Origin of the sequence: Streptomyces sp. NPDC006261 (assembly GCF_040613515.1) — a bacterium.
Taxonomy (GTDB): domain Bacteria; phylum Actinomycetota; class Actinomycetes; order Streptomycetales; family Streptomycetaceae; genus Streptomyces.
This window is the reverse complement of the sequence record NZ_JBEXSI010000001.1, coordinates 43508-69141: the sequence shown is the minus strand read 5'-3', so window position 1 is coordinate 69141 and position 25634 is coordinate 43508. Positions and strand designations below refer to the sequence as shown.

General features: G+C 71.8%; 23 protein-coding genes and 1 pseudogene. 16 read left to right on the top strand and 8 right to left on the bottom strand.

Features of this window, described 5'->3' with window-relative positions; all coding sequences use genetic code 11:
* The first annotated feature begins 163 nt into the window (after window positions 1-163).
* Window positions 164-1687: an alpha/beta hydrolase gene (locus tag ABZ154_RS00355; RefSeq protein WP_356827544.1), complete on the top strand. Its 1524-nt coding sequence runs from the start codon at window positions 164-166 to the stop codon at window positions 1685-1687.
* On the opposite strand, the gene ABZ154_RS00350 is transcribed toward ABZ154_RS00355, so the two are convergent.
* On the bottom strand, window positions 1665-3320 hold the full coding sequence (locus ABZ154_RS00350) for an acyl-CoA synthetase (RefSeq protein ID WP_356827542.1): 1656 nt from the start codon (window positions 3318-3320) through the stop codon (window positions 1665-1667). The two genes, ABZ154_RS00355 and ABZ154_RS00350, sit on opposite strands and share 23 nt — an antisense overlap.
* Window positions 3321-3485: 165 nt before the next feature.
* Here ABZ154_RS00350 and ABZ154_RS00345 point away from each other — a divergent pair, with 165 nt between their 5' ends.
* The 4 genes from ABZ154_RS00345 to ABZ154_RS00330 are packed head-to-tail and all read left to right on the top strand — an operon-like array spanning window position 3486 to window position 7557.
* Window positions 3486-4331, top strand: a complete 846-nt coding sequence (locus tag ABZ154_RS00345) for a crotonase/enoyl-CoA hydratase family protein (protein ID WP_356827540.1) — start codon at window positions 3486-3488, stop codon at window positions 4329-4331.
* Window positions 4332-4388: 57 nt separating this feature from the next.
* Complete coding sequence (locus tag ABZ154_RS00340) at window positions 4389-5345, top strand: OB-fold domain-containing protein (RefSeq protein WP_356827538.1); 957 nt, start codon at window positions 4389-4391, stop codon at window positions 5343-5345.
* Window positions 5346-6398: a thiolase domain-containing protein gene (locus ABZ154_RS00335; RefSeq protein ID WP_356827536.1), complete on the top strand. Its 1053-nt coding sequence runs from the start codon at window positions 5346-5348 to the stop codon at window positions 6396-6398.
* Window positions 6391-7557 (top strand): thiolase domain-containing protein, encoded by a 1167-nt coding sequence (locus ABZ154_RS00330; protein WP_356827534.1) that lies wholly within the window; start codon window positions 6391-6393, stop codon window positions 7555-7557. Before ABZ154_RS00335 ends, ABZ154_RS00330 begins: the two co-directional genes overlap by 8 nt.
* Before the next feature lie 49 nt (window positions 7558-7606).
* Here ABZ154_RS00330 and ABZ154_RS00325 read toward each other — a convergent pair whose 3' ends face one another.
* A complete protein-coding gene (locus tag ABZ154_RS00325; RefSeq protein ID WP_356827532.1) occupies window positions 7607-9184 on the bottom strand; it encodes a hypothetical protein in 1578 nt (525 codons plus the stop codon).
* Window positions 9185-9461: 277 nt separating this feature from the next.
* Here ABZ154_RS00325 and ABZ154_RS00320 point away from each other — a divergent pair, with 277 nt between their 5' ends.
* On the top strand, window positions 9462-9962 hold the full coding sequence (locus ABZ154_RS00320) for a hypothetical protein (RefSeq protein WP_026242033.1): 501 nt from the start codon (window positions 9462-9464) through the stop codon (window positions 9960-9962).
* Between the two features lie 134 nt (window positions 9963-10096).
* Here the strand turns inward: ABZ154_RS00320 and ABZ154_RS00315 are convergent, their stop codons facing one another.
* Window positions 10097-12310, bottom strand: coding sequence for a terpene synthase family protein (locus tag ABZ154_RS00315; RefSeq protein WP_356827530.1), 2214 nt, complete (start codon window positions 12308-12310; stop codon window positions 10097-10099).
* Between the two features lie 198 nt (window positions 12311-12508).
* Window positions 12509-13222 (bottom strand): transglycosylase SLT domain-containing protein, encoded by a 714-nt coding sequence (locus ABZ154_RS00310; RefSeq protein WP_356827528.1) that lies wholly within the window; start codon window positions 13220-13222, stop codon window positions 12509-12511.
* Between the two features lie 403 nt (window positions 13223-13625).
* On the opposite strand from ABZ154_RS00310, the gene ABZ154_RS00305 reads away from it, so the two are divergent.
* Window positions 13626-14132 carry a hypothetical protein gene (locus ABZ154_RS00305; protein ID WP_356827526.1) on the top strand — a complete coding sequence of 169 codons (507 nt, stop codon included), beginning with the start codon at window positions 13626-13628 and terminating at the stop codon, window positions 14130-14132.
* 168 nt (window positions 14133-14300) lie between these two features.
* Here the strand turns inward: ABZ154_RS00305 and ABZ154_RS00300 are convergent, their stop codons facing one another.
* The gene (locus tag ABZ154_RS00300; protein ID WP_356827524.1) at window positions 14301-15437 is read right to left on the bottom strand and encodes an aminoglycoside phosphotransferase family protein; all 1137 of its coding nucleotides are present in this window, start codon (window positions 15435-15437) and stop codon (window positions 14301-14303) included.
* Window positions 15438-15668: 231 nt separating this feature from the next.
* On the opposite strand from ABZ154_RS00300, the gene ABZ154_RS00295 reads away from it, so the two are divergent.
* Window positions 15669-17165 (top strand): hypothetical protein, encoded by a 1497-nt coding sequence (locus ABZ154_RS00295; RefSeq protein ID WP_356827522.1) that lies wholly within the window; start codon window positions 15669-15671, stop codon window positions 17163-17165.
* A 93-nt stretch (window positions 17166-17258) separates the two neighbouring features.
* On the opposite strand, the gene ABZ154_RS00290 is transcribed toward ABZ154_RS00295, so the two are convergent.
* The gene (locus ABZ154_RS00290; protein ID WP_356827520.1) at window positions 17259-18683 is read right to left on the bottom strand and encodes a SpoIIE family protein phosphatase; all 1425 of its coding nucleotides are present in this window, start codon (window positions 18681-18683) and stop codon (window positions 17259-17261) included.
* 398 nt (window positions 18684-19081) lie between these two features.
* On the opposite strand from ABZ154_RS00290, the gene rpmG reads away from it, so the two are divergent.
* Together rpmG and ABZ154_RS00280 are read left to right on the top strand one after the other, a co-directional pair.
* The gene (gene rpmG / locus ABZ154_RS00285; RefSeq protein WP_356827518.1) at window positions 19082-19246 is read left to right on the top strand and encodes a 50S ribosomal protein L33; all 165 of its coding nucleotides are present in this window, start codon (window positions 19082-19084) and stop codon (window positions 19244-19246) included.
* Between the two features lie 62 nt (window positions 19247-19308).
* On the top strand, window positions 19309-19569 hold the full coding sequence (locus ABZ154_RS00280; RefSeq protein ID WP_356827516.1) for a type B 50S ribosomal protein L31: 261 nt from the start codon (window positions 19309-19311) through the stop codon (window positions 19567-19569).
* Window positions 19570-19793: 224 nt separating this feature from the next.
* Here ABZ154_RS00280 and ABZ154_RS00275 read toward each other — a convergent pair whose 3' ends face one another.
* Together ABZ154_RS00275 and ABZ154_RS00270 are read right to left on the bottom strand one after the other, a co-directional pair.
* Complete coding sequence (locus ABZ154_RS00275) at window positions 19794-20438, bottom strand: YoaK family protein (protein ID WP_356827871.1); 645 nt, start codon at window positions 20436-20438, stop codon at window positions 19794-19796.
* A gap of 195 nt (window positions 20439-20633) precedes the next feature.
* Window positions 20634-21134 carry a tetratricopeptide repeat protein gene (locus tag ABZ154_RS00270; RefSeq protein ID WP_356827514.1) on the bottom strand — a complete coding sequence of 167 codons (501 nt, stop codon included), beginning with the start codon at window positions 21132-21134 and terminating at the stop codon, window positions 20634-20636.
* A 99-nt stretch (window positions 21135-21233) separates the two neighbouring features.
* Between ABZ154_RS00270 and ABZ154_RS00265 the strand changes: the two genes are divergently transcribed.
* From ABZ154_RS00265 to ABZ154_RS00240, 6 genes and pseudogenes are all read left to right on the top strand, one after another.
* Window positions 21234-21929: a VanZ family protein gene (locus tag ABZ154_RS00265; RefSeq protein WP_356827512.1), complete on the top strand. Its 696-nt coding sequence runs from the start codon at window positions 21234-21236 to the stop codon at window positions 21927-21929.
* Window positions 21930-22379: 450 nt separating this feature from the next.
* Window positions 22380-23183 carry a DUF4389 domain-containing protein gene (locus tag ABZ154_RS00260; RefSeq protein WP_356827510.1) on the top strand — a complete coding sequence of 268 codons (804 nt, stop codon included), beginning with the start codon at window positions 22380-22382 and terminating at the stop codon, window positions 23181-23183.
* Between the two features lie 71 nt (window positions 23184-23254).
* On the top strand, window positions 23255-23962 hold the full coding sequence (locus ABZ154_RS00255) for a DUF4230 domain-containing protein (protein WP_356827508.1): 708 nt from the start codon (window positions 23255-23257) through the stop codon (window positions 23960-23962).
* 212 nt (window positions 23963-24174) lie between these two features.
* Window positions 24175-24516: pseudogene (locus ABZ154_RS00250) on the top strand (lytic polysaccharide monooxygenase auxiliary activity family 9 protein); the annotation flags it as partial.
* 202 nt (window positions 24517-24718) lie between these two features.
* Window positions 24719-25390 carry a TNT domain-containing protein gene (locus ABZ154_RS00245; protein WP_356827506.1) on the top strand — a complete coding sequence of 224 codons (672 nt, stop codon included), beginning with the start codon at window positions 24719-24721 and terminating at the stop codon, window positions 25388-25390.
* A gap of 5 nt (window positions 25391-25395) precedes the next feature.
* Entirely contained in the window at window positions 25396-25629 is a 234-nt protein-coding gene (locus ABZ154_RS00240; protein ID WP_356827504.1) for a hypothetical protein, read from the top strand.
* The last annotated feature ends 5 nt before the right edge of the window (window positions 25630-25634 follow it).

The window sequence follows — 25634 nt, the reverse complement described above, 5'->3', positions numbered from 1 at the left end:
CAGGAGGCCGGGGGCGCTGGCAAGAGGAACGCACGGATCGTCCACGGATCGTCCACGGATCGGTTCGCGGCCGGGCCCGGATCTCAGCCTGCGGCTCTCCTGCGGATCGGCTCGTAGCGAAGCCCGGTGCGTCTCTTCACCCGTTCCTGTTCTGATGGACGGCATGCCGACCTTCTCCGCGTACGACACCACCCCGCTCGCCTACCACCTGGCGGGGGAGGGCGAGCCGCTGATCTGCCTGCCCGGCGGACCGATGCGGGCGAGTGCGTATCTCGGCGATCTCGGCGGGCTCTCCGCCGTACGGCAGCTGGTCCTGCTGGACCTGCGCGGGACGGGGGAGTCCGCCGCACCCGAGGACCCCTCGACCTACCGCTGCGACCGGCTCGTCGACGACGTGGAGGCGCTGCGCGAACACCTCGGCCTGGACCGGATCGACCTCCTGGCCCACTCCGCGGGTGCGCACCTGGCCCAGCTGTATGCCGCCCGGCACCCGGAGCGGCTGCGCACCCTCACCCTGATCACCCCCTCCACCCGGGCCGTCGGCATCGAGGTGACCGATCAGGACCTGCGCGACGCTGCCGAACTGCGCAGCGGGGAGCCCTGGTACGCCGAGGCCCGGGCCGCCCAGGAGGCGCTGCTCGCCGGAGGGCCCTTCGCCGAGCTGTGGCCCGCCGTCAGGCCGCTCACCTACGGCCGCTGGGACGACGCGGCCCGGACCCATGCCGCCGCCTCCGCCGGGCAGACCAACCCCGAGGCGCGTGGCCGCTACGACGGTGACGGCGCGTACGACCCCGCCGCCACCGTCCCCGCCCTGCGCGAGCTGGCCGCGCCGGTGCTCGTCCTCGCGGGGGAGTACGACGGACACCCGAGCCCGGACCGGGCGAGGGAGCTGGCCGCGCTCTTCCCGCACGGCGAGTTCACCGTCCAGCGGGGCGCGGGGCACTTCCCGTGGCTCGACGACCCGGGGGCCTTCTTTCGTACCGTGGCGGCCTTTCTCGACCCGGACGTCCTCACCGTGCGTGCGGGCGGGGTCCGGCTCGCGTACCGGGTGTGGGGCGAGCCTTCCGCACCGCCCGTCGTCCTCCTCCACGGCCGGGCCGGCTCCTCCCTCACGTGGACCCGGATCGCCGAGGAGCTCGCCGCCGAACACCGCGTGTACGCCCTCGACTTCCGGGGCCACGGGCTCAGCGACTGGCCCGGCCGCTACTCCTTCGAGCTCTTCCGCGACGACCTGTTCGCCTTCCTGGAGGCCGGCGACCTGACCGGCGCCACCCTGATCGGACACTCCATGGGCGGGGTGGCCGCCTACCTCCTCGCCCAGCGGGAGGCCGGGCTGATCGGACGGCTGGTCATCGAGGACGCCCCGCCGCTCCTTCCGCTCGACCCGCCCCGGCCGCCGGCCGAGCGCCCCGCAGGCGAGCTCGACTTCGACTGGTCCGTCGTCCCGGACATCGACGCCCAGCTGAACGACCCCGACCCCACCGCCCGCGAACGCCTCGCGGAGATCACCGCCCCTGTCCTGGTCATCGGCGGCGGCCCCACCAGCCACATCGACCAGACGCAGCTCACCCACATGGCGGACACCATCCCCGGGGGAGCGTTCATCACCGTGGAGGCGGGCCACCTCGTCCACACGACCCGGCCGGACGCGTTCCTCGCGGCGATCAGGTCGTTCGGCCTGGGGTGATCGGTCGGCCTCCTGCCCCGGTGCCGGCTGCCGCCGCCACCGCCTTTGCCCACCGGTAGTCCGCCTTGCCGCTCGGCGAGCGCTGGATCCGGTCGGTGAGGACCAGGGCGCGGGGGATCTTGTACCCGGCGAGCCGGGTCCGGCAATGGGCCTGCACGGCGTCGAGGTCCAACGCCGCTGCACCCCCGCGCAGTTCGAGGACAGCGGCGACACTGCTGCCCCAGTGCTCGTCGGGGACGCCCGCGACGAGCGCGTCGTACACGTCCGGGTGGGACTTGAGCGCCTGCTCGACCTCCTCCGGATAGACCTTCTCCCCACCGGTGTTGATGCACTGCGAGCCACGGCCGAGCACGGTGACGATGCCCTCCGCGTCGACGGTCGCCATGTCGCCCAGCAGCACCCACCGTTCATCGCCCTTGCGGAAGAACGTGTCGGCGGTCTTGGCCGGGTCGTTGTAGTAGCCGAGCGGCACATGGCCACGCTGGGCGATGCGGCCCACCTCGCCCGGCGCCACCGGCTCATACGTCGCCGGATCGACCACGGCCGTACGGGCGTTGACCTGGACCCGGAAGCCCCGCTCGGGGCCCGAGTCGGCGGTGGCCGTGCCGTTGAAGCCGGACTCGGAGGAGCCGAAGTTGTTGAGCAGCATCACGGTCGGCACGAGCGTCTGGAACTCCGCCCGCACGGAATCCGACATGATCGCCCCGGAACTGGAGACGGAGAACAGCGACGAGCAGTCCGTCCCGCGCAGCGGCCCGTTGAGGGCGTCGATCAGCGGACGCAGCATCGCGTCGCCCACCAGCGACACGCTGGTGACCTTCTCCCTCTCGATCGTCCGCAGAACCTCTTCCGGGGCGAACTTGCGGTGGACGACCACGCGTTGGCCGAAGTTGAACCCGATGAACGCGGTCAGCGTCGAGGTGCCGTGCATCAGCGGGGGAGTGGGGAAGAAGGTGATGCCGTCGCCGCCCGCCGCCACCCGCTCCGCCAGCTCCTGCGGACTCTTCACCGGCTCACCGGTCGGCGCGCCGCCGCCCAGGCCGGAGAAGAACAAGTCCTCCTGACGCCACATCACCCCTTTCGGCATCCCGGTCGTTCCGCCGGTGTAGATGATGAACTGGTCGTCCGCCGAACGCGGTCCGAAGCCGCGCGCGGGTGAGCCGGAAGCCTCGGCCTCGGCGAAGGGCACGGCATCCATGCCTCCGGGCGCCGCGGCGGACCCGACCCGGACCAGGTGGCGCAGGACCGGAGCCTGTGCGGACGCCGCTGCCACCCGCTCGTCGAACCCGCCGTCGAAGACCAGCGCCGCCAGATCCGCGTCCCGGTAGAGGTAGACCAGCTCCTCCTCCACGTAGCGGTAGTTGACGTTCACCGGCACCAGGCGTGCCTTGAGTGCTCCCAGGACCGTCTGGAGGTACTCGATGCCGTTGTAGAGGTGCAGCCCCAGGTGTTCGCCCGGGCGGAGTCCCGCACCGATGAGGTGGTGGGCGATCCGGTTGGCGGCGGCGTCCAGCTCGGCATAGGTGAGGCGTCGCTCGGCACCCGTACCGGGATGGTCCACGTACAGGAGCGCCTCGCGGTCGGGGACCACGTCGACGACCGACTCGAACAGGTCGGCAAGGTTGTACTCCACCGTTCCTCCTGACCCCGGGTGACTGGCGACTCGGCCGTCATTAGAGCGCCGGGCGGCACAAGTGGGAAGGGGCGGCGCCGAATGAATCTGACGAGCTGTCAGGAAACTATTGAACTGCGACCCCGCCTACTGCAACCTGTTCCAGTCTGGAGACGGGAGTTCGTCATGGGCGGTACGGAACACCTCGGTACGGAACACCTCGGTACGGAACACCTCGGTACGGAACACCTCACCGTGGAGCGCCAGGGCGCCACGCTGGTGCTCACCTTGAACAGGCCACAGGCCAGGAACGCGTTGTCGCTGCCGATGCTCGTCGGCCTGTACGACGGGTGGCTCGCGGCCGACGCGGACGACGAGGTGCGCTCGGTCGTCCTGACCGGGGCGGGCGGCGCGTTCTGCTCCGGCATGGACCTCAAGGCGCTGGCGCGCGGCGGGATGGGGGGCGAGGAGTACCGGGAGCGGATGACCGCCGACCCGGACCTCCACTGGAAGGCGATGCTGCGCCACCACCGCCCGCGCAAACCGGTGATCGCCGCCGTGGAAGGGCCCTGTGTCGCCGGCGGCACCGAGATCCTCCAGGGAACGGACATCCGCATCGCCGGGGCGGGCGCCACCTTCGGGCTCTTCGAGGTCCGGCGCGGCCTCTTCCCGATCGGCGGCTCCACCGCCCGGCTGCCCCGCCAGATCCCCCGCACCCACGCCCTCGAAATGCTCCTCACCGGCCGCCCTTACACCGCCGACGAGGCCGCCGCCATCGGGCTCATCGGCAGGGTCGTGCCCGACGGCACCTCCCTGGAGGAGGCCCTCGCCGTCGCCGAGCGGATCAACGCCTGCGGGCCGCTCGCCGTCGAGGCGGTCAAGGCCTCGGTCTACGAGGGCGCCGAGCTGACCGAGAGCGACGCGCTGGCCGCCGAACTCAAGCGCGGCTGGCCGGTTTTCGCCACCGAGGACGCCAAGGAGGGAGCCCGCGCGTTCGGCGAGAAACGCCCGCCCGTCTACCGGCGTGCCTGAGCCCTGGGCCCCGAGTCCTGAGCCCTGCGTTCTGATTCCCCAGCCTCGGAGAGAGCCATGACCGACATCCTCAGCGCCCCGCTGGTGGTCGAATTCCCCTTCACCCGTTCCCTCGGCCCCGTCCAGAGCGCCTTCCTCACCGGGCTGCGCGAACGCACCGTCCTCGGGGTCCGCACGGACGACGGCACGGTGCTCGTGCCGCCCGTCGAGTACGACCCCGTCACCGCGAACGAGCTCCACGAGCTCGTCGAGGTCGCCGCCACCGGCACCGTCACCACCTGGGCCTGGAATCCTTCCCCGCGTCGCAACCAGCCGCTGGAGACCCCGTTCGCCTGGGTCCTCGTCCGCCTCGACGGTGCAGCCACCGCGCTCCTGCACGCCCTGGACGCCCCCGGACCCGACGCCGTACACACCGGGATGCGGGTCCGGATCCGCTGGGCCGCGGCGCGCACGGGCGCCATCACCGACATCGCCTGCTTCGAGCCGTACGACGGTGAGCCAGACCCGGACGAACCCGCGCCGCATGACGGGGAGTTCACCGACGCCGTCACCGGCATCGTCGCCCCCGCCCGCCTCGACTACGTCCACACCCCCGGCCGCGCGCAGAGCACCTACCTCAAGGCCCTCGAAGGCCACCGCACCGTCGGCGAACGCTGCCCCGCCTGCCGCAAGGTCTACGTACCGCCGCGCGGCGCCTGCCCCACCTGCGGTATCGCCACCGAGGAAGAGGTGGAGGTCGGCCCCCGCGGGACCGTCACCACCTTCTGCATCGTCAACATCAAAGCGAAGAACCTGGACATCGAAGTCCCGTACGTCTACGCCCACATCGCCCTCGACGGCGCCGACCTCGCCCTCCACGGCCGCATCGCCGGCATCCCGTACGACCAGGTGCGCATGGGCCTGCGCGTCGAGCCCGTCTGGGCCGGCAGTGGCCGGGGTGCCCGCCACCCCGACCACTACCGGCCCACCGGCGAGCCCGACGCCGACTACGACACGTACAAGGAGCTGGTGTAGATGCGAGACGTGGCGATCGTCGCCTTCGCCCAGACCGCCCACCGGCGGCGTACCGACGAACTCTCCGAGGTCGACCTGCTGATGCCCGTCCTCCACGAGGTCCTCGGGGCGACCGGCCTCAAGGCCAACGAGATCGGGTTCACCTGCTCCGGCTCCGCCGACTACCTCGCCGGGCGCGCCTTCTCCTTCACCATGGCGCTCGACGGCGTAGGCGCCTACCCGCCCATCTCCGAGTCCCACGTCGAGATGGACGGCGCCTGGGCGCTGTACGAGGCCTGGGTGAAGATCATGACCGGTGAGGCGGACACCGCACTCGTCTACTCCTACGGCAAGTCCTCGCCCGGCGAGGTCCGCGACGTCCTCACCCGCCAGCTCGACCCGTACTACCTCGCCCCGCTCTGGCCCGACTCCGTCGCCCTCGCCGCCCTCCAGGCGCAGGCCCTCATCGACGCGGGCGACACCGACGAGGCGGCCCTCGCCTCCATCGGCGCCCGCAGCCGCGCCGACGCCACCACCAACCCGTACGCCCAGCTCACCGGCGACGTCCCCGCGGGCGACCACCTCGTGCATCCGCTGCGCACCGGCGACTGCCCGCCCGTCGGCGACGGCGCCGCCGCCGTCATCCTCGCCGCCGGGGGCACCGCCCGCGCCCTGTGCGCACGGCCCGCCTGGATCCGCGGCATCGACCACCGCATCGAGGCCCACAGCCTCGGCGTCCGCGATCTGACCGACTCACCCTCCACCCGGCTCGCCGCCCAGCACGCCGGAGCCTTCGAACGGCCGGTGGACACCGCTGAGTTGCACGCCCCGTTCACCTCGCAGGAAGTCGTCCTGCGCAAGGCCCTCAGGCTCGGGGACGAGACCCGTGTCAACCCGTCCGGCGGGGCGCTCGCCGCCAACCCCGTGATGGCGGCGGGCCTCATCCGGCTCGGCGAGGCCGCCGCCCGTATCCACCGCGGCGAGTCCGACCGGGCCCTCGCCCACGCCACCTCCGGGCCCTGCCTGCAGCAGAACCTGGTCGCCGTCCTGGAAGGGGAGAGCGCTCATGCCTAAGGAGCCCGTGGCTGTCGTCGGCATCGGCCAGACCAAGCACGTCGCCGCCCGGCACGACGTCTCCCTCGCCGGCCTGGTCCGCGAGGCGGCGGTCCGCGCCCTGGAGGACGCCGGACTGACCTGGAGCGACATCGACGCCGTCGTCATCGGCAAGGCGCCCGACTTCTTCGAGGGCGTCATGATGCCGGAGCTGTATCTCGCCGACGCGCTCGGAGCCGTGGGCAAGCCGATGCTCCGCGTGCACACGGCGGGCTCGGTCGGCGGATCGACCGCACTCGTCGCCGCCAACCTCGTCGCCGCCCGCGTCCACCGGACCGTCCTGACCCTCGCTTTCGAGAAACAGTCCGAGTCCAACGCCATGTGGGGCCTCTCCCTGCCCGTCCCCTTCCAGCAGCCCCTGCTGGCCGGAGCCGGCGGCTTCTTCGCCCCGCACGTGCGCGCGTACATGCGCCGCACGGGAGCCCCCGACACGGTCGGCTCCCTCGTCGCGTACAAGGACCGCCGCAACGCGCTCAAGAACCCGTACGCACACATCCATGACGCGGACATCACTCTGGAGAAGGTCCAGGCGTCGCCCATGCTCTGGGATCCGATCCGCTACTCCGAGACCTGCCCCTCCTCCGACGGGGCCTGCGCGATGATCCTCACCGACCGGGAAGGCGCCGCCCGCGCGCCCCACCCGCCCGCCTGGGTGCACGGCGGCGCGATGCGCAGCGAACCGACGCTCTTCGCCGGCAAGGACTTCGTCTCCCCGCAGGCGGGCAAGGACTGTGCCGCCGACGTCTACCGCCAGGCCCGGGTCACCGACCCGCGCCGGGAGATCGACGCCGTCGAGATGTACGTCCCGTTCTCCTGGTACGAGCCGATGTGGCTGGAGAACCTCGGCTTCGCCGGTGAGGGCGAGGGCTGGAAGCTCACGGAGGCGGGCGTCACCGGACTCGACGGCGACCTCCCGGTCAACCCCTCGGGCGGTGTGCTGTCCGCCAACCCCATCGGCGCGTCCGGCATGATCCGCTTCGCCGAGGCGGCTCTGCAGGTACGGGGCCGGGCGGGCGAGCACCAGATCGACGGGGCCGCCAGGGCGCTCGGCCACGCCTACGGGGGCGGGGCGCAGTTCTTCGCCATGTGGCTCGTCGGATCGCAGCCCCCGCCGGGGTGACGCCCCGCGCCGCTGTGCGGTGTGCGGCCTTGAGGGCATGCGTGTGCCTTCAGGGCAGCGGGCAGCTGACCTGGAGCACCCGCTCGGCCAGCCGGCCTGTGAGGCGGCCGTCGGTGACGGCGGCTTCCTCCAGCCAGTCCGCCGCCGTCAACTGCTCCACCAGAGGCTCCAGCCCGTCGGGCTCGACGGCACACCAGGAGGTGAGGACCTCCAGGTCGACGCCCTCGCCCCCGGCCCCCAGCTGTCCGTCGGTCGTGGTCCGGACGGCCAGCGCCAGGGCGAGGAGCCGGGTGGCGGCACCGGTCCTCTTCTTGCGGAGCTTCTTGTCCCCGACGACCCTCTGGGCCCATCCGCTGAGCTTGGGGCGGGTCTTGCGGCCGAAATCGAACGGGCCCTGGCCGTCGCCGTCGGGCATCAGGGACGGGATGGTGATCGGCGTGGGGCTCTCCGGACGTGAGGCGAGCAGATCGTCGGCGGTGCCGGGGATGGACAGCCAGCCAGAGTCCACGAGCCGGCCGATCAGCTCCTCGGGCTCCGTCAGGGGCAATCCCTTGACGTCCTGCCCCACCAGGTTGCCGGTACCGGTGAGCGCTGAGCGCAGGGTCAGCATCACCGCCATCAGACGCGCCTCCGGGCCGGGCAGGGGGGTGTCATCGGCGACGTGGGCGAGGACCGTACGCGCGTGCTCCCACTGTGTGAGCCCGGGCAGCAGGCGGTTGGTGACCTTCCCCTCGCCGACCGGGCTCTGGCCGGTGCGCTGCTGGTGCTGGAGGAGAGCGGCGGCGGCCGCCTGCTCGGCGCGCCGTGCGTCCAGCCGCAGCTCGGTCTCCCCGGTGACCTCGGCCCATGTGCGGAAGGCCTTGGCCTTGCGGGCGTGGAGGTCGGCGAGCTGCTCCAGGTCGGGTTCGGGGCGTTGCTGGTAGGCACGGAAGAGATCGCCCAGCTCGATCAGCTCGTCGCGCAGGGCGACGGGGCGCAGGTCGTAGGGCACGATGCGCTGCGCGATCTTCCCGGACCGGCGGTTGCGCCGGGGCTTCGGGCGGGGGGCGGGCACCGCCCGGGGCACGGGGGCCGGGGATGAGGAGGCGTGGGAGAAGTGCGGGCCGACCGGGACGGGCGGAGGGCCCGCGGCTCCGCGTGCTCCCGCAGCGGGGGCCGGTCCGGCTGAGGCCGGGGCTGTGGCGGTCCGGGCGGTGGCGGCCGGGGTGGTGGCGACGATCTTCGCCGAGGGGTGGGCGGCCGCACAGCGTGCGCAGCACTCCAGGGCCTGCCACCAGCGGCCCTGCCGGTCGTTGATGACCGCCAGGACCACCGGTCCTCCGCACCGCAGGGCCGGGGCGCGGTCGCGCGGGCCGTCGGCCCGGACGTGTGTGTGGCACTCCTCGGCCCGGCAGGCGCAGTACGCCTCGGGCCGGGGCTGCGAGGCGGCTCGCAGATGGGTCGCGAGGTGCGCGACGGCAGCCGTGCGGCCGACGGCGGCGGAGGGCAGAACCTGGGGGGCGCAGGCCGGACGGCCGCACGAGACGCGTACCGCCGCACCTCCCCGGTCGGCCGGGTCCAGGCGCACCATCCACGCGCGCCCCGCCACCCGCTCTTCCAGCCCGCTCACTGTGCCCTCCACCGTCATCCTGTCCTCTCTCCCGACGTATCGCCGTACCCCGCGTCCCGCGGCGCATCACCGTTCCCCTACTCGCCGCTGCCGCGACGGACGGGGCACTGCGGTGATCCAACGGTATGCGGCACGGGGCCTCGTCGCGGGCGAACTTGCTCCGATTCCACGCGGAAGAGTCTGCGCCGGGGCGCCGCTCGGATTCCGGCAGGCGGCCTGAGGGCCGATGCAGCGGGGCGGCCTTCCGCCCCGGGCCCGGCTCCGCAACGTGAGCCGGGCCACGTAACATGGCAGCATGTCCTTCCTCCGCCGCCGTAGCGCCGCAACACCCGCGGGCCCGGACTTCGACGTCCTGGCCATGGACCCGGGGGACTGGCCCGGTAACCTCGGCGCCGGTCTGCTCCCCGCGCCCGACGGCAGCTGCCAGGGCGTCTTCCTCCGTTACGACCTGTACGGCGGCCGCGGCCCGGCCATGATCATCGGTAATCTTCCGGCCGGTTCGCCCGCCCGCGAGACCGAGGACGGCCAGGTTCCCTTCGAGGTCGCGCAGCTGCTGCTGGCCCTGGAGAACGACGAGCCGATCGAGGTCGTCAGCAGCGAGGACGTCCCCGTGATGCAGGGCGACAACCTGCTGATCGTCCGCCGGGTGAAGCTCTCGGAGAGCCGCATCGCCTGCGTCCAGTTCGACCGCAGCGACGGGGTGCTCGTGACCATCGCCAGCTGGGACCGCCCCATCACCGACGACCTGTACACCCTCCTCAAGCCCCTTCCCGCAGAGCTGTTCCAGCAGGGCTGAAACGTCACTGCATAGGCCGCCCGCATATGCGGGCGGCCCTACGCGTCCGGCCACGGCCCCCACCCGAACCTCGCGACGAGCCGGGGCCGGCCTGTACCCCCTAACGCCTGCCCGCCCCTGGCGCGGGCCCGGGACTACGCCCTGCTGCCCGCCGGCTCGGCCATCAGCCGCGTCACCTGCGCCGCCGAGGTGCCGAGCCCCGTAGGGCCGCTGAGGTGCCAGGGTGCACCGTGTCCGCGCCGCAGGTCCTCCTCCCGGTACCGGCGGCAGCCCCGGTGCCAGATCAGGATGCCCGCGATCCAGTGCTTGAGCTCCAGGACATAGCCCGCCAGCACCTCCCGCGCCTCGGCGTCCAGGCCGAAGTCGTCGTACAGCACCGGGAGTTCGACGTCTGCCACATGCAGGAACTGCCGCAGTCGGGACTTCATCAGGTCGTGCACGATCGCCACGCCCGTCGGATAGTCGACCCCGAAGAAGTTCTGCACGACCAGGACGCCGTTGTGCACCTCACCCTCGTACTCGATCTCCTTCTGGTACGAGAACAGGTCGTTCATCAGGCACGCGTAGTCCGCCGCGGCGTTCTCCAGCGACTGCATCGGGCCGCTCCGGTAGATCGCGTCCGGCACCTTCCTGCCGTGTCCGAGCCGGCACAGGCTCATCGTCAGGTTCGAGCCGAAGGTGGCCCGCCGCATTTCGACGTAGTCGACCGGATCGGGGATACGGTTCTGCGCCTGGTTGGCCAATTCCCACAGCCAGCTCTCGGTCATCGACTCGACCGCGCCCCGGAAGGTGCGCCGCGCGCCCAGGTCCATCGGCGCCGCCGTCCTGCGCCACAGATCGCCCAGCGACCGCTCCAGCGCGTTCACCGGCTCGGGCGTGGACTCGCCGTCCAGCGGCATGAACAGCGAGAGCCGCTCGTTGGCCAGCCGAGCCCCCGCCAGGTCCCTGGCCCGCCCGTGCACGACGGGGAACCAGTCGTCGCCGTACGTCCCCCAGGCCAGCCATCCCGAGGAGAGGTCCAGCTCGTCCGGCGTCGCGTCCGGATGCAGCCCCGCCGCGCACAGGGGGAGGTCGATCGCGATGATCCGTTCCTCGTCCCAGATGTGCGAGCCCGAAACCCCCGGCTGCGCCTCCAGGAGGCCCATCCGGCGTGCCCAGTCGACGAGCCGTACCCGGGCACCCTCCAGGTGCGGGCTCAGCGTCGTCCCGAACGGCAGATCGAAGTCCGGCAGAAGGGAGGGGCCCACGTGCTGGTACGGCCGGTGGCTGTGGCTCCGTGCCCGCGCTGTCTCCGAACGCACCGTGAACTTGATCGAGGCGGCGGACATGCCGAAGCCCGCCACCGCCTCGCCGGCCCCGCCCCCGTTCATGTAGCGGCTGGAGCGCATGTGCCACTCGTGGCCTCCGGACTGCCAGTCCTGAAGCCCCTTGACGTACGCGAGGACGGACGCCGTCTGCGCCGGGTCGAGGCCCTTCTCCGCGCAGAGCGGGCCCAGTTCGGTCAGGACGGTGTTCTCGAACTGCTGGAGCCGTGAGGTCAGCAGGTCGTTGACGGCCTCAGCGGCCTCCTGCGTGGAGCAGCCGAGGAACTTCTCCAGGACGAGGACCCCGTTGCTGTTCTCGCCCTCGTCCTCGACCTCGCGCTGGTACGAGAAGAGGTCGTTGCGCAGGTGGACCCCGTCGGAGAAGGCGTCGCGCAGGACGCGCAGGGGCCGTGCGTCGGCCACCTGTGCGGGCACCTCGGCGCCGGCCGCGTACTCCACGAGCCCGGCCGACCAGGGGGCGCCGCCGACCTTGCGGCGCATCTCGATGTACTCGACGGGGTTCGCGATGCGTCCCTCGTTGATGTTGGCGAGCTCCCACAAGGACTCGTTGAGGAGGTTCTCCGTGGCCTCCGCGAACCGGGACCGCCAGGCGTCCGACATCGCGGGGACCGTGCGCGTCCACAGATCGGCGAGGCCCGCCTCGACGGGGTTCTCCGGCTCGGGTGTCGCGGCCCCGCGCTCCATCGGCATGAAGGCGGGCAGCCGGTCCAGATACCGCTTGGCGCCCTCACGGTCGGGGGTGCGCTTGAACAGCTCCAGGAAGTGGTCGTCGAAGAAGAAGACCCACACGTACCAGTCGGTGACCAGGGACAGTGCCTCGGCCGAGCAGTCGGGGTGGGTGTAGGCGCAGAGCAGGGCGTAGTCGTGCGCCTCCAGGTCCTTCTCCTCCCAGATGCCGGATCCCTCCAGCATCCCCATGCCGCGCGCCCACTGACGCGTGTGCGTCCGTGCCGCCTCGACATGAGGGTTGAGCCGCGCCGGATACGGAACATAGAAGTCCGGCAGTGAGAAGGGCTGTGCCATGTGCGTCAGGCCTTTCCGGAAGCCTCCGCGCGGCGAGCGCGCGGACCAGTGGTGTCCGCGCCAGCTCTACCCTTCGGCCAACCGGGGCACGCACCAGGGCGATTAGTCAGATAATCGCGGTCTGATCTGTTCCGTTCGGTGGCGGTCCGCTCAGTCGGCGGAGTCGACTCGGTACGCCGAGTCTCCGTACGACTTGTCTCAGTACGCGGAGTCGACGTTGTCGATCGAGCCGTACTTGTCCGCGGCGTAGTTGGCGGCAGCGGTGATGTTGGCGACCGGGTCGGTGAGCTTCTTCGGGGTGCCGTTGACGTGGTAGGCGTCGAAGGTCGGCTGGATCACCTGGAGCAGGCCCTTGGAGGGAATGCCGTTCTGCGCGTTGATGTCCCAGTCGTTGACGGCGTCCGGATTGCCGCTGGACTCGCGCATGATGTTGCGGTGCAGCCCCTCGTAGGAGCCGGGGATCTTCTTCTTCTTCATGATGTCGAGCGACTCGCGTATCCAGCCGTCGAGGTTGTTCTTGTACTGCTTGGGTGCGGCGACGGCCTTGCGCTCGGTGGAGCGGTTGGCGGCCTGCTTCTCGGAGCGTGCCTTCTCGGCGGACTTCTTCGCCGCGGCCTTACGGTCGGCGACAGCCTTCTCCGTGGCGGCCTTACGGTCGGCCACGGCCTTCTTCGCAGCGGCCGCGTCGTCGGCGGACTTCTTCGCGGCGGTCTCCTGGGCGGCCTTCTTGGCCGCGGCTTCCTTCGCCGTGGAGACACCGGCGACCTTCTCCGCGGCGATGGAGGTCTTGGCCGCGGCGGGCTGTGCGTCGCTCTGCCCGCCGGTCGCGGCGATGGCCGTGACGGAGCCGGCCGCGACGAGCACGGCGGTGGCGAGCTTGTGGGAGCGGGTGATGCGGATGGTGCGGGGCATGCGTGAGCTCTTCCTTTTGGGGACGGGATCTGCGGCCTGTGGCCGCGTGAGCAGAGACCGAGGGCGATCGGCTGCCGAACGCCGGTGGGCGGTCGTCGCAGGCTCGGTCTCGGTGCTTGCCGAGATCCATGGTTAACGGCCACCGGGACAGGAGGCAATGACCCTATTTACTACCCTTGGTAGGAGAATGGGCGGAATACCTGCTTCAGGTGTTTCGCGGCGCCGCGGGCGAGGGCTCACACCCACTACCGTGGTTCGTAGGTGACGTGGGTCTCGTGGCGCGCCTCACCCGCGGAGGGCTTCGAGGTGCCGCAGAGTCAGTGCCCGGTCACGCGGGGAGGCGACCCGTGGGAGTGTCCGGCCCACCGGATGAGCCTTCGTGTGGCTCTGGCACGATGACGCCGTGTTCGACTTCGGGGTGGCGGGCTACCGCCCGGCGTGGCTGCACGGGCGCCGCGAGGTGGTGCGGGAACAAGGGCTCCGTCTGCACGCTCTGGAAGGCCGGACACTGACCCGCGTATGGGCGGTGTGGGACCTGCGCGACGACGCCTGGTTCAGCGACTGCCCGGTTCTGCTCGACTTCGAGGGTGAGCAGGTCGAGATCAACCACCACCGCTTCGACGACCTGTCCATCACCTGGAACGGGATCGACCCGGGCAGCCCGGTCCGATGGCCCGGCTTCGCGCTGGAATGGCGCCAGGAACCCCTCGACGGCCTCAAAGCCCCTCTGGGTCTTCCTCTGCTCCGCACGGAGCTGCTGGAATGGACCGGCGGGGGCCCCGCCCGGGGGGTCGTCGATGTCAGCTTCGTCTTCGAGGCGCACCGGATCAGCGTCTTCAACGCCCTCGACGAGAACGGCCTGAGCTTCGCCGCGCCCGGCACGGAACAGCGCGCCCATCGGCTCGGCTGAGGGGCGGAACGCAGAACAGCACGCTGCCGGACCGGTGTGTCGGCACCGGTCCCGCAGCGCGCTTCCCTACGCAGTGGCTTCTGTCGTGGGTCCTCGACAGGAGGCGGCACGCCCGACTTCCCCCGAAGACCCGCGCGGCCGCGCCGACGGCGCCCGTCATGCGCGCGATCAGCGCGTCCCGACCGCCGCCCGCACCGCCCGCCGCGCCATCGCGCAGTCGTCGTGCAGCCTGCGCAGCAGCAGCCGCTGCTCCTCGCCCGAGGAGAGCGCACCCGGCCGGTCCTGGCCCGCGGCCGCTGCGGGCGCCTCGCGCATGGTGCGCTGCACGGCCGTCTCGTAGTTACGGATCTCCCGGGTCAGGACGAGCATCAGGTTGACCAGGAACGCGTCCCGGGCGGCCGGCCCCCTGGCCTGCGCCAGCTGGCTGATCTGGCGTCGCGCCACCGGGGCGTCGCCGAGCACCGCCCACAGGGTCGCCAGGTCGTAGCCCGGCAGATACCAGCCCGCGTGCTCCCAGTCGACCAGCACCGGGCCGGTCGGGGAGAGCAGGATGTTCGAGAGAAGCGCGTCCCCGTGACAGAACTGGCCCATGCCCTGGCGGCCGCCCGCCTGGGCCAGGCCGTGCAGCAGCTTCTGCAGGTCACCCAGGTCGCGGTCGGTGAACAGGCCGAGCTCGTGGTAGCGGGCGATCCGGGAGGCGTAGTCGAGCGGCGCCTCGAACAGCCCGGCCGGTGGCCGCCAGGCGTTCACCCGGGCGATCGCACCGAGCGCCGCACGGATGTCGGCGCGCGGCGGCGCCTCCGCCGGATGCCGGGTCAGCGCGGCCACCCGGCCGGGCATCCGCTCGATCACCAGCGTGCAGTTCTCCGGGTCCGCCGCGATCAGCCGGGGCACCCGAACCGGGGGCCTGTGCCGGACGAACGCGCGGTACGCCGCTATTTCGTGCTGGAACCGCTCCGTCCAGGCGGGCGAGTGGTCCAGTAAACACTTCGCCACGGCGGTGGCCCGCCCGGTGGTGCCCACGATCAGGACCGAGCGGCCGCTGCGCCGCAGGACCTGGACCGGGTTGAACTCGGGGCAGATGCGCTGCACGGAGGCGATGGCCATCCGCACCTGTGCGCCCTGCGGCCCGGAGAGGTCGATTCTTCCGCTGAGAGGTCCGGTACCCGGTCCCGCCGCCCGCCGGGTCCGGCCCAGACCCTGCGCCGGCGCACCGGCGTGGGGGGCGAGATACGGCCCGCCGCCCGTCCCCATGGGACGGAGCGGCCGGGGCGGGGCGGACACGGAGGACGATGCTGTGTACATGGGCGAGACAGATCCCTTCGTGCGCCGACAAGTTACGTGCGCCAACCCGGCCGACGGCCGTTCGGCACCCTGGGGAGTACCTAGGGCTGCCGGGCGGGGTGGCGCTTTCCTACCTGACACCGGGTCACGGGTGGCAGACCATCTGGCGGACCCTGGCGAACCCTGGCGAATAGTCACAGCGCATCTGACAGGGGGTTAGTGTCAAGTCAGCCGAGAACCTGGGGGCTTGACGTGACCGGAGAACCCAACACCCGCCTTTCTGACCTGTTCGGCCTGGCCGGCTGGTCCAAGGGCGAACTCGCGAGAATGGTGAACCGGCAGGCGGCGGCCATGGGCCATCCGCAGCTGGCCACCGACACCTCGCGGGTCAGGCGCTGGATCGACATGGGGGAGTCCCCCCGTGATCCCGTGCCCGAAGTGCTGGCAGCCCTGTTCACCGAGCGGCTCGGCCGTGTCGTGACCATCGAGGACCTCGGGTTCGGCCGACGCGGGCGTGTGGGGAAACGGCGTGACGCGGGGACGGAGCACGACCCCGACCAACTGCCGTGGGCGCCCGAACGGACGGCAGCGGTCCTCACCGAATTCACGGGAATGGACCTCATGCTCAACCGACGCGGCATGGTGGGCGCGGGCGCCGCGCTCGCCGCCGGCTCAACCATCGCCGGCCCCATGTACGACTGGCTGCGCAGCAGCCCCGCTTCCGCGGCCGACGCGCCACGCGCCAACGATCCCCAGCACGCCGACCCCGCCGGCTTCGACCGGTACGAGGCCGCGCCCGTGGGCTCCGAGGAGATCGAGGCCCTGGAGCACTCGGTCGAGGTGTTCCGCGCCTGGGACGCCTCCCGCGGCGGCGGCCTCCAGCGCAAGGCCGTCGTGGGCCAGCTCAACGAGGTGGGCGGCATGCTCGCCTACCGCCACCCCGACCATCTCCAGCGCCGCCTGTGGGGCGTCGCCGCCAACCTCGCCGTCCTCGCGGGCTGGATGTCCCACGACGTCGGCCTCGAACCCACCGCCCAGAAGTACTTCGTCATCGCCGCCCACGCGGCCCGGGAGGGTGGCGACCGGCCGCGCGCCGGTGAGGCGCTCTCCCGCGCCGCACGTCAGATGGTCCACCTGGGCCGCCCCGACGACGCCCTCGACCTGATGAAGCTGGCGAAATCCGGCTCGGGCGAGGAGACCCTGCCCCGTACGCAGGCGATGCTGCGCACCATCGAGGCCTGGGCACAGGCGGCGATGGGCCGGGGCCAGGCCATGCGGCGCACCCTCGGCGAGGCGGAGGAGCTCTTCGTCTCGGACAAGGGTGACGTACCGGCACCCAGCTGGATGCAGATGTTCGACGAGGCCGACATGCACGGCATGCAGGCTCTGGCGTTCCGTACCCTGGCCGAGCACGACCCGGCGGCCGCGTCCATCGCCCAGCGCCACGCCAAACAGGCCCTGGAGCTGCGGATCAACGGGCGGCAGCGCTCCAAGATCTTCGACTACATCTCGCTCGCCTCGGCCTGCTTCATCGCCAACGACCCCGAACAGGCCGACCGGTACGCCCGGCTCGCTCTGGTGTCGATGGGGGAGACCTCCTCGCACCGCACCTGGGACCGGCTGCGCGAAATGTACCGGCTCACCGGCCAGTTCGCGGGGTACGCCAAGATCCAGGACCTCCGCGAGCAGATCGAGCTCTCGTTGCCGCAGAGTCCCGTGGCCAAGAAGATCAGGGGTACACGGGCCTGATTTCCGTACGCGCCCGCCGGCGGAGGCCGTAACCGCCGCGGGCGGCCACCGTCATGACGCTCCGCCAGTCCTGAACGCCGGTCCCGCGCTCCCTCACGCCCCGATCCGGGCGACCAGCACGCACGCGTCGTCCAGGCGTTCGGTCCCGCCGAACTCCTCGACCACGCCCCGCACGCACTCCTGTGCGTCGCGGGCCTGTGCGAAACGGGGGGCGAGGGCGAGCAGCTGCTCCGGGCCCGCACCCCGGTCGCTGCGCCGCGTCAGGCCGTCCGTGTGCAGCACCAGCACGTCGCCGGGGAGCAGCCGTACCTCGTCCTGTTCGTAGGCGGCCTGGGAGGCGGCCCCGAGCAGTGCCCCGTCGGGGGGTGGCAGCTGCCGTCCCGCTCCCTCGCGGAAGAGCAGGGGCGCGGGGTGCCCTGCCTGCGCCCAGGAGAGGAGGCCGGTCGCCGGGTCGAAGCGGCAGCACAGGGCGCTGCCCAGGGCGGGCTGCACGGATGTTTCGAGGAGGTGGTCGAGGTGACCCATCAGGGCGCCGGGCTCGATACCGGCGACGGCCATGCCGCGCACCGCGCCGAGCAGCATGGCCATGGCCGAGGTGGCGGGAATCCCTTGCCCGGACAGATCGCCGACGGTCAGCAGGGTCCGGCCGTCCGGCAGCTCCATCGCGTCGTACCAGTCGCCGCCGATGAGGCTGCCGGCCGCGGAAGGGAGGTGGTGGGCGGCGATGTCCAGGGCGCCGGGCGCCGGGGACGGCAGGAGCAACGAGCCGCGCCATGGCGGCAGGGCGGTCTCCTGGAGCTCCACGGCCGTCCGGTGTTCCGTGCGCTCGGTGTGCTCGTCGCGCCGGGCGGATAGCCGGTTCCGGCTGACGGTCTCCTCGCTGCGGCGCAGCTCGCCGACGTCCCGGAGCACGGCCCACATGGAGGCGGTGCAGCCCTCGGAGTCGAGGAGCGGTTCGCCCGTCATGTGCAGGGTGCGCACCTGGCCGTCGGGGAGCACGATGCGGAACTCCCCGTCCATCGGCTGGCCGTCCACGAGGCAGCCCGTCACCATGGAGGTCAGCTTCGGCTGGTCGTCGGGGAGCAGTACGGACGGCAGGTCGTCCAGGGAGAGGGGCGGTGAACCGGGAGGCCGGCCGAAGATCTCGTACAGCTCCTCCGACCAGCTGACCTCGTCGGTGAGGAGGTTCCATTCGGCGCTGCCCACCCGGTTCGCCGAGGGGCCGGCCGGCGCGTCGCCCGCGGTCGCGCGGTCGTCCCGGGCCATGGAGCGCTGGGCCGGCGGACCGGCCTTGAGCTGGCCCAGATGCTGGTCCAGGTTGTCGAGGTGCTGGACGGCCAGGTCGCACAGGGCGCGCTGCCAGCGCGCCTGGGGGGCGTCCTCGTCGGTCACCGCCGTGTTCCGCCCCACGGCGTCCACGTCGTCGCGCAGTCGGCGCGCGCGGTGGATCAAGGCGTCGACGGCATCGTGCGCGGGGGGCTGTGGTGCGGGGCGGTCCGCGAACAGATGGGACGGCATCTCGTACTCCGATACAGGCGCGGTGCGGCCGGGTCTCAGGGGGCGGCCGCTCTCGACTGTCGCACAGGCTGCGGCGGCCCGTAAGGGATTCGACCACACTCGATGCGTTGTTGCTTCTGGCATATGCCGCAGGCCGTACGGGAGGGGCGAGCCTCCGAACGGGCGTACGGTTGAGGGGTGTTGGCCTGTCCCTGCGGCATAGGCGCCCGTGGCGAACGGGCCGAAAGGGAATGCGCGTGCGCGGCGGCCGGGCCGCCCGGCAGGATCCTGACGATCCCGGGAGCGGGCGATCCCGGCGCGGGAATGCCGACGGGGTGGGCCGCGTTACCCCACCAGAACGAAAACGAATCCCATTCCCGTTACGGGGGCGGGGTCGTCGAGCGCCACGGGAGGCGCCCATGGCACGCAATGGACTCAGGCCCGTAGTGACCCTCCGGTCCACCGCGGGAACGGGCAGCAGCTACGTGACCCGCAAGAACCGCCGCAACACTCCCGACCGGCTGGAACTGCGCAAGTTCGATGCCGCCGCCGGGCAGCACGTCCTCTTTCGGGAAGCCCGCTGACTGCACGGAAGAGCCGCCGCACGTCACGTCACCGCCGTCGGCGGTGAGGAAGGAACGCATCCATGAAGCCCCGTATCCACCCCGTCTCCCGCCCCGTGGTCTTCCGCGACCGCGCCGCGGGCGTCGCCTTCCTGACCCGCTCCACTGCCGACTCCGGCGTGCGCGTGACATGGGAGGACGGCAACGCCTATCGCGTCATCGACGTGGAGACCTCGTCGGCCGGCCACCCTTTCTACACCGGAAGCCGGCAGGTGCTCGACACGGCGGGCCGCGTGGAGCGGTTCCGGCGTCGCTACGGCACCGATGAGGCGTCCCGGAGCTGACCGCGCAGGCCTCCGGCTGACAGGGGAACCGGGGATTCCGTGCCGTGGATCACATCCATGGGGGCGGGTCCCCGGGAACAGCCCGAGATGGTTTATCGTTCATCTATACGTGGGTGTGAGGGGGACAGTGTCCCCGGGCCTCACCAACAGCCCATGGGGAAGCTCGCTCAGCCGAAGCCCCATGGAGCCCCTCGCCGAGAGGCGACCGCCCTTCGCACCCGCACTCAAGCCGCCCCGGCTGGATTCCCCCGATCCGGCCGGGGCTTCCCCGTATCCCGGCCCCCGCCCCACCCGGGTTCGAGGACCGTCGCTGCCGCCACCAGGACCACCGCACCCAGTGCGGCCCCGGGGCTCCACAACCGCTCCGTCAGCGCCGCGAGCGCCGCCCCGGCCACCACCGCCCCCAGCCGGCCCAGCACCCAGCCGTCCCCCGGCTCCAGCTGCCGCGCCGCCGCACGGCCGGCGAGAGAGGTGAGGGTCCCGGTGAAATAGTTCGTCGGCGTAACCCGGACGCGCCCCTGGAGGCCCATCGCCAGCGACACGAGGGCCAGCAGCCCGAGCCGGTCACCGTACGACGCCACCAGGCCGAACCCCCACAGTGCGGCCGCCGCCCCGAGCAGGACGACCTCGGTCATCAGCATCACCCGGAGCCGCCGCCCCGGCCGCCGGGCCATCACCGCCCCGGCCGCCGCCCCACAGACGTACGCCGTCAGGGCGGTGACCACCCGCAGCGCCACACCGTCCTCGCCCGCTCCGGCCGCCGAGGCCCCGAGCAGGACCAGATTGCCGGTCATCACCCCCGCGAAGACCTGGCCCACACAGAGGAAGGCGAACGCGTCCGCCGCCCCGGAAGCCGCGGAGAGGAGCAGCAGCGCCCACGCGCCGTGCGGGGAAGGGACGTCGGCCCGTGGCGCGGCGGAAGAGGGGGGTGGAGGCGGGGGAGGGGAGTGCACGCGAGCATTCTCGGTACGCACGCGCTCCGGTGGCCCGCGCCGCGCTGGATGCGGCGCGCCGCTGTCCGCTGCCTGCCCTCGGCGCTCCGGCCGGGCGGGCCCGGGATCGGGTCACATCGTCTCGTGGAGGTCCTTGGCATAGTGCTCGATGGCCGGCCGGTACTGCTGCACGTGCCGGTCCTCACTGGTCGACGCCACCACCCGCAGCAGCAGCTGCATCGCCTCGTGGTGCTCCTCCGTGTTGAACAGGGCCATCGCCAGGAACGTCTTGAGCGCCCCGTCGTCCGGGAACTCCCCGACGCCCCGGCGCAGTGTCTCCACGGCCTGCCCGTACCGCCCCAGCACCCGGTAGGTACTGCCCAGACCCAGCAGCGCCCCCCGCCGGTCCTCCGCGCCGAGCCCCGTCCCCGCCAGGCTGCGTTCGTAGTACGCCACCGCCTCGGCCTCCAGGCCGAGGACGTCGTGCACCCACGCGGTCCGGAAGGCCACCTCCGCGTCGTCGGGGAACTCGGCGGTCAGGGCGAGCAGCCGCTCGCGCGCCTCCCCGGCCCGGCCCTCCTCGCGCAGCCGGTCGGTCTCGGCCAGCAGGTCCTTCTTCTCATGTGCGCTCATGAGGCCCATCGTCGCAGGCGACACCGGACGGCCGGGCGTTTTCGAGACCCGGGCGTCCATCCGCGTGTGTTCCGCCCCCTGCGTGGGCACCTGTCCGCCATGACTGCAGAGACGAGACCCCGTACGCGACAGGGGACATGGGCACGCGTACTGCTGAGGGTGACCGTCCTGACGGTGGTCCTGCTGGGACTGGTGGCGTTCTCCGTCCTCCTGGCCAAGGTCACACTCACCCCCTCGCCGGCCTCCGAGGACATCGTCACATCGAATCTCCGGCCGGGCCGGTCGCTGCGCCAGTACGCCGAGGACTACACCTTCCTCGCCGCGTGCAAGCAGGCGGGCGGAAATCTGCTGCTCGGCGTGCCCTTCGGGCTGCTGCTCCCGTTCCTCGTGCCGCGCCGCCTGCGGATGATCAGCATGACGCTCCTGACCGCCGCCGCCATGGTCCTCGTGGAACTGGTCCAGGGCGCCCTGGTCACCGGCCGCGCCTTCGACATCGACGACGTCATCCTCAATACCGCGGGCGCCCTGCTCGGCTACTTCCTGCTGGGCCGCCGGATCAGCCACAGCTACCACGCGCACGCGCACACGCCCCGGACGCCGGCGGAGGAGCCGCAGCCGAAGCCGGTCGTCGAGCGGACGGCGTCAGGGACCCGGACGAAGGCACCGTCCAAGGCCGGGGCGCGCACGGTCGGCACACGCCTCGGACGGTCCACGGGACCGAGCGCGCGCCCCACCGGGGGCACCGAGCGGCCCGGCCCCGGTCGCGCCCTGCTGGACCGGCTCCGCAGGCGCTGACGGCCCGGCCGGAGGGATCGGCCGGCGCCCGGTGGAGGTCCGGATGCACCCAGGGCCTGCTCATCCACGTCCACAACCCCGAGGCTGCCCTGTTCTTCCTCAGCATCCTGCCGCGGTTCGTCCGCGGCGACGGAACACCGACGTCGGATTCTCTTCCTCAGCACTCTCGACGTCCTCATCGGCGTCGACTACTGGTTCGCCCTGGTCGTCGTCGCCGCGCGACTGCGGACACTGCTCGCCGTCCCGAGGTCCCTCGCCGCTGGGAACTGACAACCGGGTGGCTGTTCATCGCCGTCGGTGCCGGCGTCGGCGTCGGCGTCGCGGCAGGCTGACTGCTGCCACGCCGCCCGTTCGGCTCGGGACCGGTTGCGGGCCGCCCCGTCCGGCCGCAGCGTGGGGGCACGTCCGGCGTGAGGATGCCGTACGGACCCCCTGCCGAGGAGGAGCGACATGGCCGATGGCCGGTGGAGCCCGGGCCGTAAGGAGGCCGACGCCGACGAGTTCAGGCCCGTCCTCGACATCGTCGAGCCCGGCCGCCAGCGCCGGCTGACGGTCCTGCTACGCCTGCTGCTGCTGATCCCCCACTTGATCGTGCTGTTCTTCCTGCACATCGCGGCCTTCTTCACCGTCATCGTGGGGTGGTTCGCAGCGCTGGTGCTGGGGCGGCTGCCCGACCCCGTCTTCCGGTTCCTCGCCCAGTTCCTCGGGTACGACATGCGCGTGTCGGCGAGCCAGATGCTGCTGATCGACCGCTACCCGCCCTTCGCCCTGACCCCGCCACCGGACTTCCCGGTCCAGATCGGTGTACGGCCGACCGCCCTCAACCGGCTCGCGGTCCTCTTCCGGATCTTCCTGATGATCCCGGCGGCGATCGTGCAGAGCCTCGCGGTCTACGGCTGGTGGGTCCTGGCCTTCGTGTGGTGGGTCATCACACTGGTCCTCGGCCGGATGCCGCGCCCCCTGTTCGAGGCGACCGCGGCCACCCTGCGCTACCGGATGCGGTTCTCCGCGTACGCCATGATGCTCACCCCGGCCTACCCCAAGGGGCTCTTCGGCGACGACCTCCCCGTATCGCAGGGGCACTCCCTCTCCGCCACCCGGCCGCTGGTCATGAGCGGCGCGGCGAAGGGGCTCGTGGTGCTCTTCCTGGTGCTCGGCCTCGCGGGCAACGTCACCACATCGCTGACCACCACCACGACCTCCGACGACACCACGGAGCTGTCCGGTCGCCCCCAGTCCCCCTCCCGTCTGTAGCCGTCTACCCGAACTGGCCCATTCTGTGGGGGAGATGGGTTGAAAACCCGTCGGCGGGTCACATGCAGTCCATGACGTCCAGCGACGCAACCACGGATCCGGCCGCGCAGAGCGGGAAGAAGCGCACGGCCCGTCCCGTTCTGCGGGGAGTGCTGAAGGCCGTCGCCATCGGTGCGGCCGTCCTGGCCCTGCTGTTCGCCGGTGGCCGGCTCAGTCTGCTGCCGGGCCTCGACAGCCTCTTCGGGGAGGAGACCCACGACCGGTCGGGCCCCGCGGTCCTCAAGTCGATCCAGGACATGAGCGCGTACGAGGCGGCCTCGGGCAACTTCCAGGTCGTCGTCGACCTGGAGAAGGACGCCAAGTTCCTGCCCGACGCGGTACGCGGCACCCGCACCCTGTTCGTCGGCGCGGGCACCGTCGGCGCCTCCGTCGACCTGGGGAAGGTCACCGAGGACGGCGTCGTCGTCGACGAGGACCGCACCACCGCCGAGATCCGGCTGCCCCACGCGGTGCTGGGCAAGCCGGCCCTGGACCCGGACCGCTCCTACGCCGTCTCCAAGCAGCGCGGGATCCTGGACCGGCTCGGCGACCTCTTCTCCGACAATCCGGGCAGTGAGCAGGCGGTCAACCAACTGGCCGTCCGGCACATCGGCGAGGCGGCGAAGGAGAGCGGGCTGACCGCCCGCGCCGAGAAGAACACAACGGACATGCTGAAGGGACTGCTCGGCTCCCTCGGCTTCGAGCGCGTCACGGTCCGCTACGGCGACGGCCGGAGCTGATGGGGCCCGGCGACCCGGCCCGCTGACCGCCCGTCGCGGCCGTGCCCGGCCGTCGCCCATCCCGACACGTACAGCCACTCGTACCGCTACCTTGACGCGTAGACGACGCCGAGTATGGTCCAGGCCAAGCGCAAGGCCTTTCGGCTGCGGGTCATCAGGCCTGTCCGGCAGGGTCTTGCAGTCCTTCGCACCTCGTAGGCCCCACACTCGCGCAGAGCGTCGAGAGCCCCAAGGGCCTCACCAGCTGCAGCGGCGGAAACAGCGGATTCGCCGAGCTCGACGACGACTCCAAGGGCTGGACGGTCACCCCGGTGAACCGCTCGCAGCAGTTCGAGTGGAAGCTCACCGCCCGGCAGTCGACCAGCACCTGGCAGTACTTCACCGGCGGCGAGAAGATCGCCGAGTTCGACGACGGCTGCGCGCAGCCCGGCGCGACCGTCACCCATCAGGTCGACTTCGGCAACAAAACCGGTCAGCAGAAGGTCCTGGCGGTCTGGAACATCGCGGACACCTCGAACGCCTTCTACGCCTGCATCGACGTGAACGTCAGCTAGCGGCCGGCCCTGTCCGCCCCTCGCGCCCCGGCCGGGCCAAAGCCCCACCCGGCCGGGGCGCGATGCTGCTCCGGCCGGGGCCGCCAGAGTCCCCGCGGTCCGTCGTGACCGGAAAACGGCATGGCGCAGATGCTCCAGGTAGCCGAACGGTTACCCTTCGACAGCTGTCTGATTGATCATCAGTGATCGAGGGGATTCCTGAATGAACCGCATCCGCACCGTACTTGCCGCGCTCGGCATCACCGCCGGACTGATCACCGCCCCCGCCGCGAACGCCGCCCCGCCGCCGGATGCCCCGGTGGCCGCCGAGCGGCACGAACCCTGCACCGGCGAATACCGCGGTGACGCCCGGCTCGGCCCGAAGTGGCTGCCCAACAACCGCCTCGCCCCGGTCGGCCCGCTCCTGAAGGGCTACCAGCGCACCGGCGACCTCGCGCCGCAGGCCTTCCTCAAGAAGTACTGGGAGGGGCCCGCGGACAGCGGAGGCTGGAAGTACCCGCCCAACGACGGCTTCGGCGAGGTCAACGGCGAGATCGACAAGGAGCCCTCCAAGCTCCGCCCCGGCCAGCGTCTGGACCGCTTCGGCTCGGAGTACGGCGGCTACCTGGCCCCGGCCGGTGACGCCTACGCCGAGCGTGCCCTGCCCCCGCAGAACCTCAACACCCGAGAGGCGGCGACCCCTTGTGACTACCGCGTCTACAAGGTGGCGAAGCCCTTCTGGGTCTGGCAGGGCAGCATCGCCCCCTGGTTCGAGCAGCCCGGCGGCGGCCAGCAGATCAAACTCGACCCGGTCTTCCTGAACCCCGGCGAGGGTGAGCGGCTGAACGTGAAGTGGCTGCTGGACCACGGCTACCTCACGCCCGCGGGCGCGTAATCCCCATGGACCGTCAGACGTTGCACGCCGCCCTCATGGAGGCCGGGATCCCCGGCGGCTACTACCGGATCGAAGGCGTCCACGAGCCGGTTCCCACGCCGCCCGACTTCCTCTTCGTGCGACGGGCGGCGGACGGCGGATGGGAGACCGGAGGGCACGAACGCGGCCGCGACGAAGTCCTCGACCGCCACCCGGACGAGGCCGCCGCCTGCGCGCATCTGCTGCGGCTGCTCGTCTGACCGCC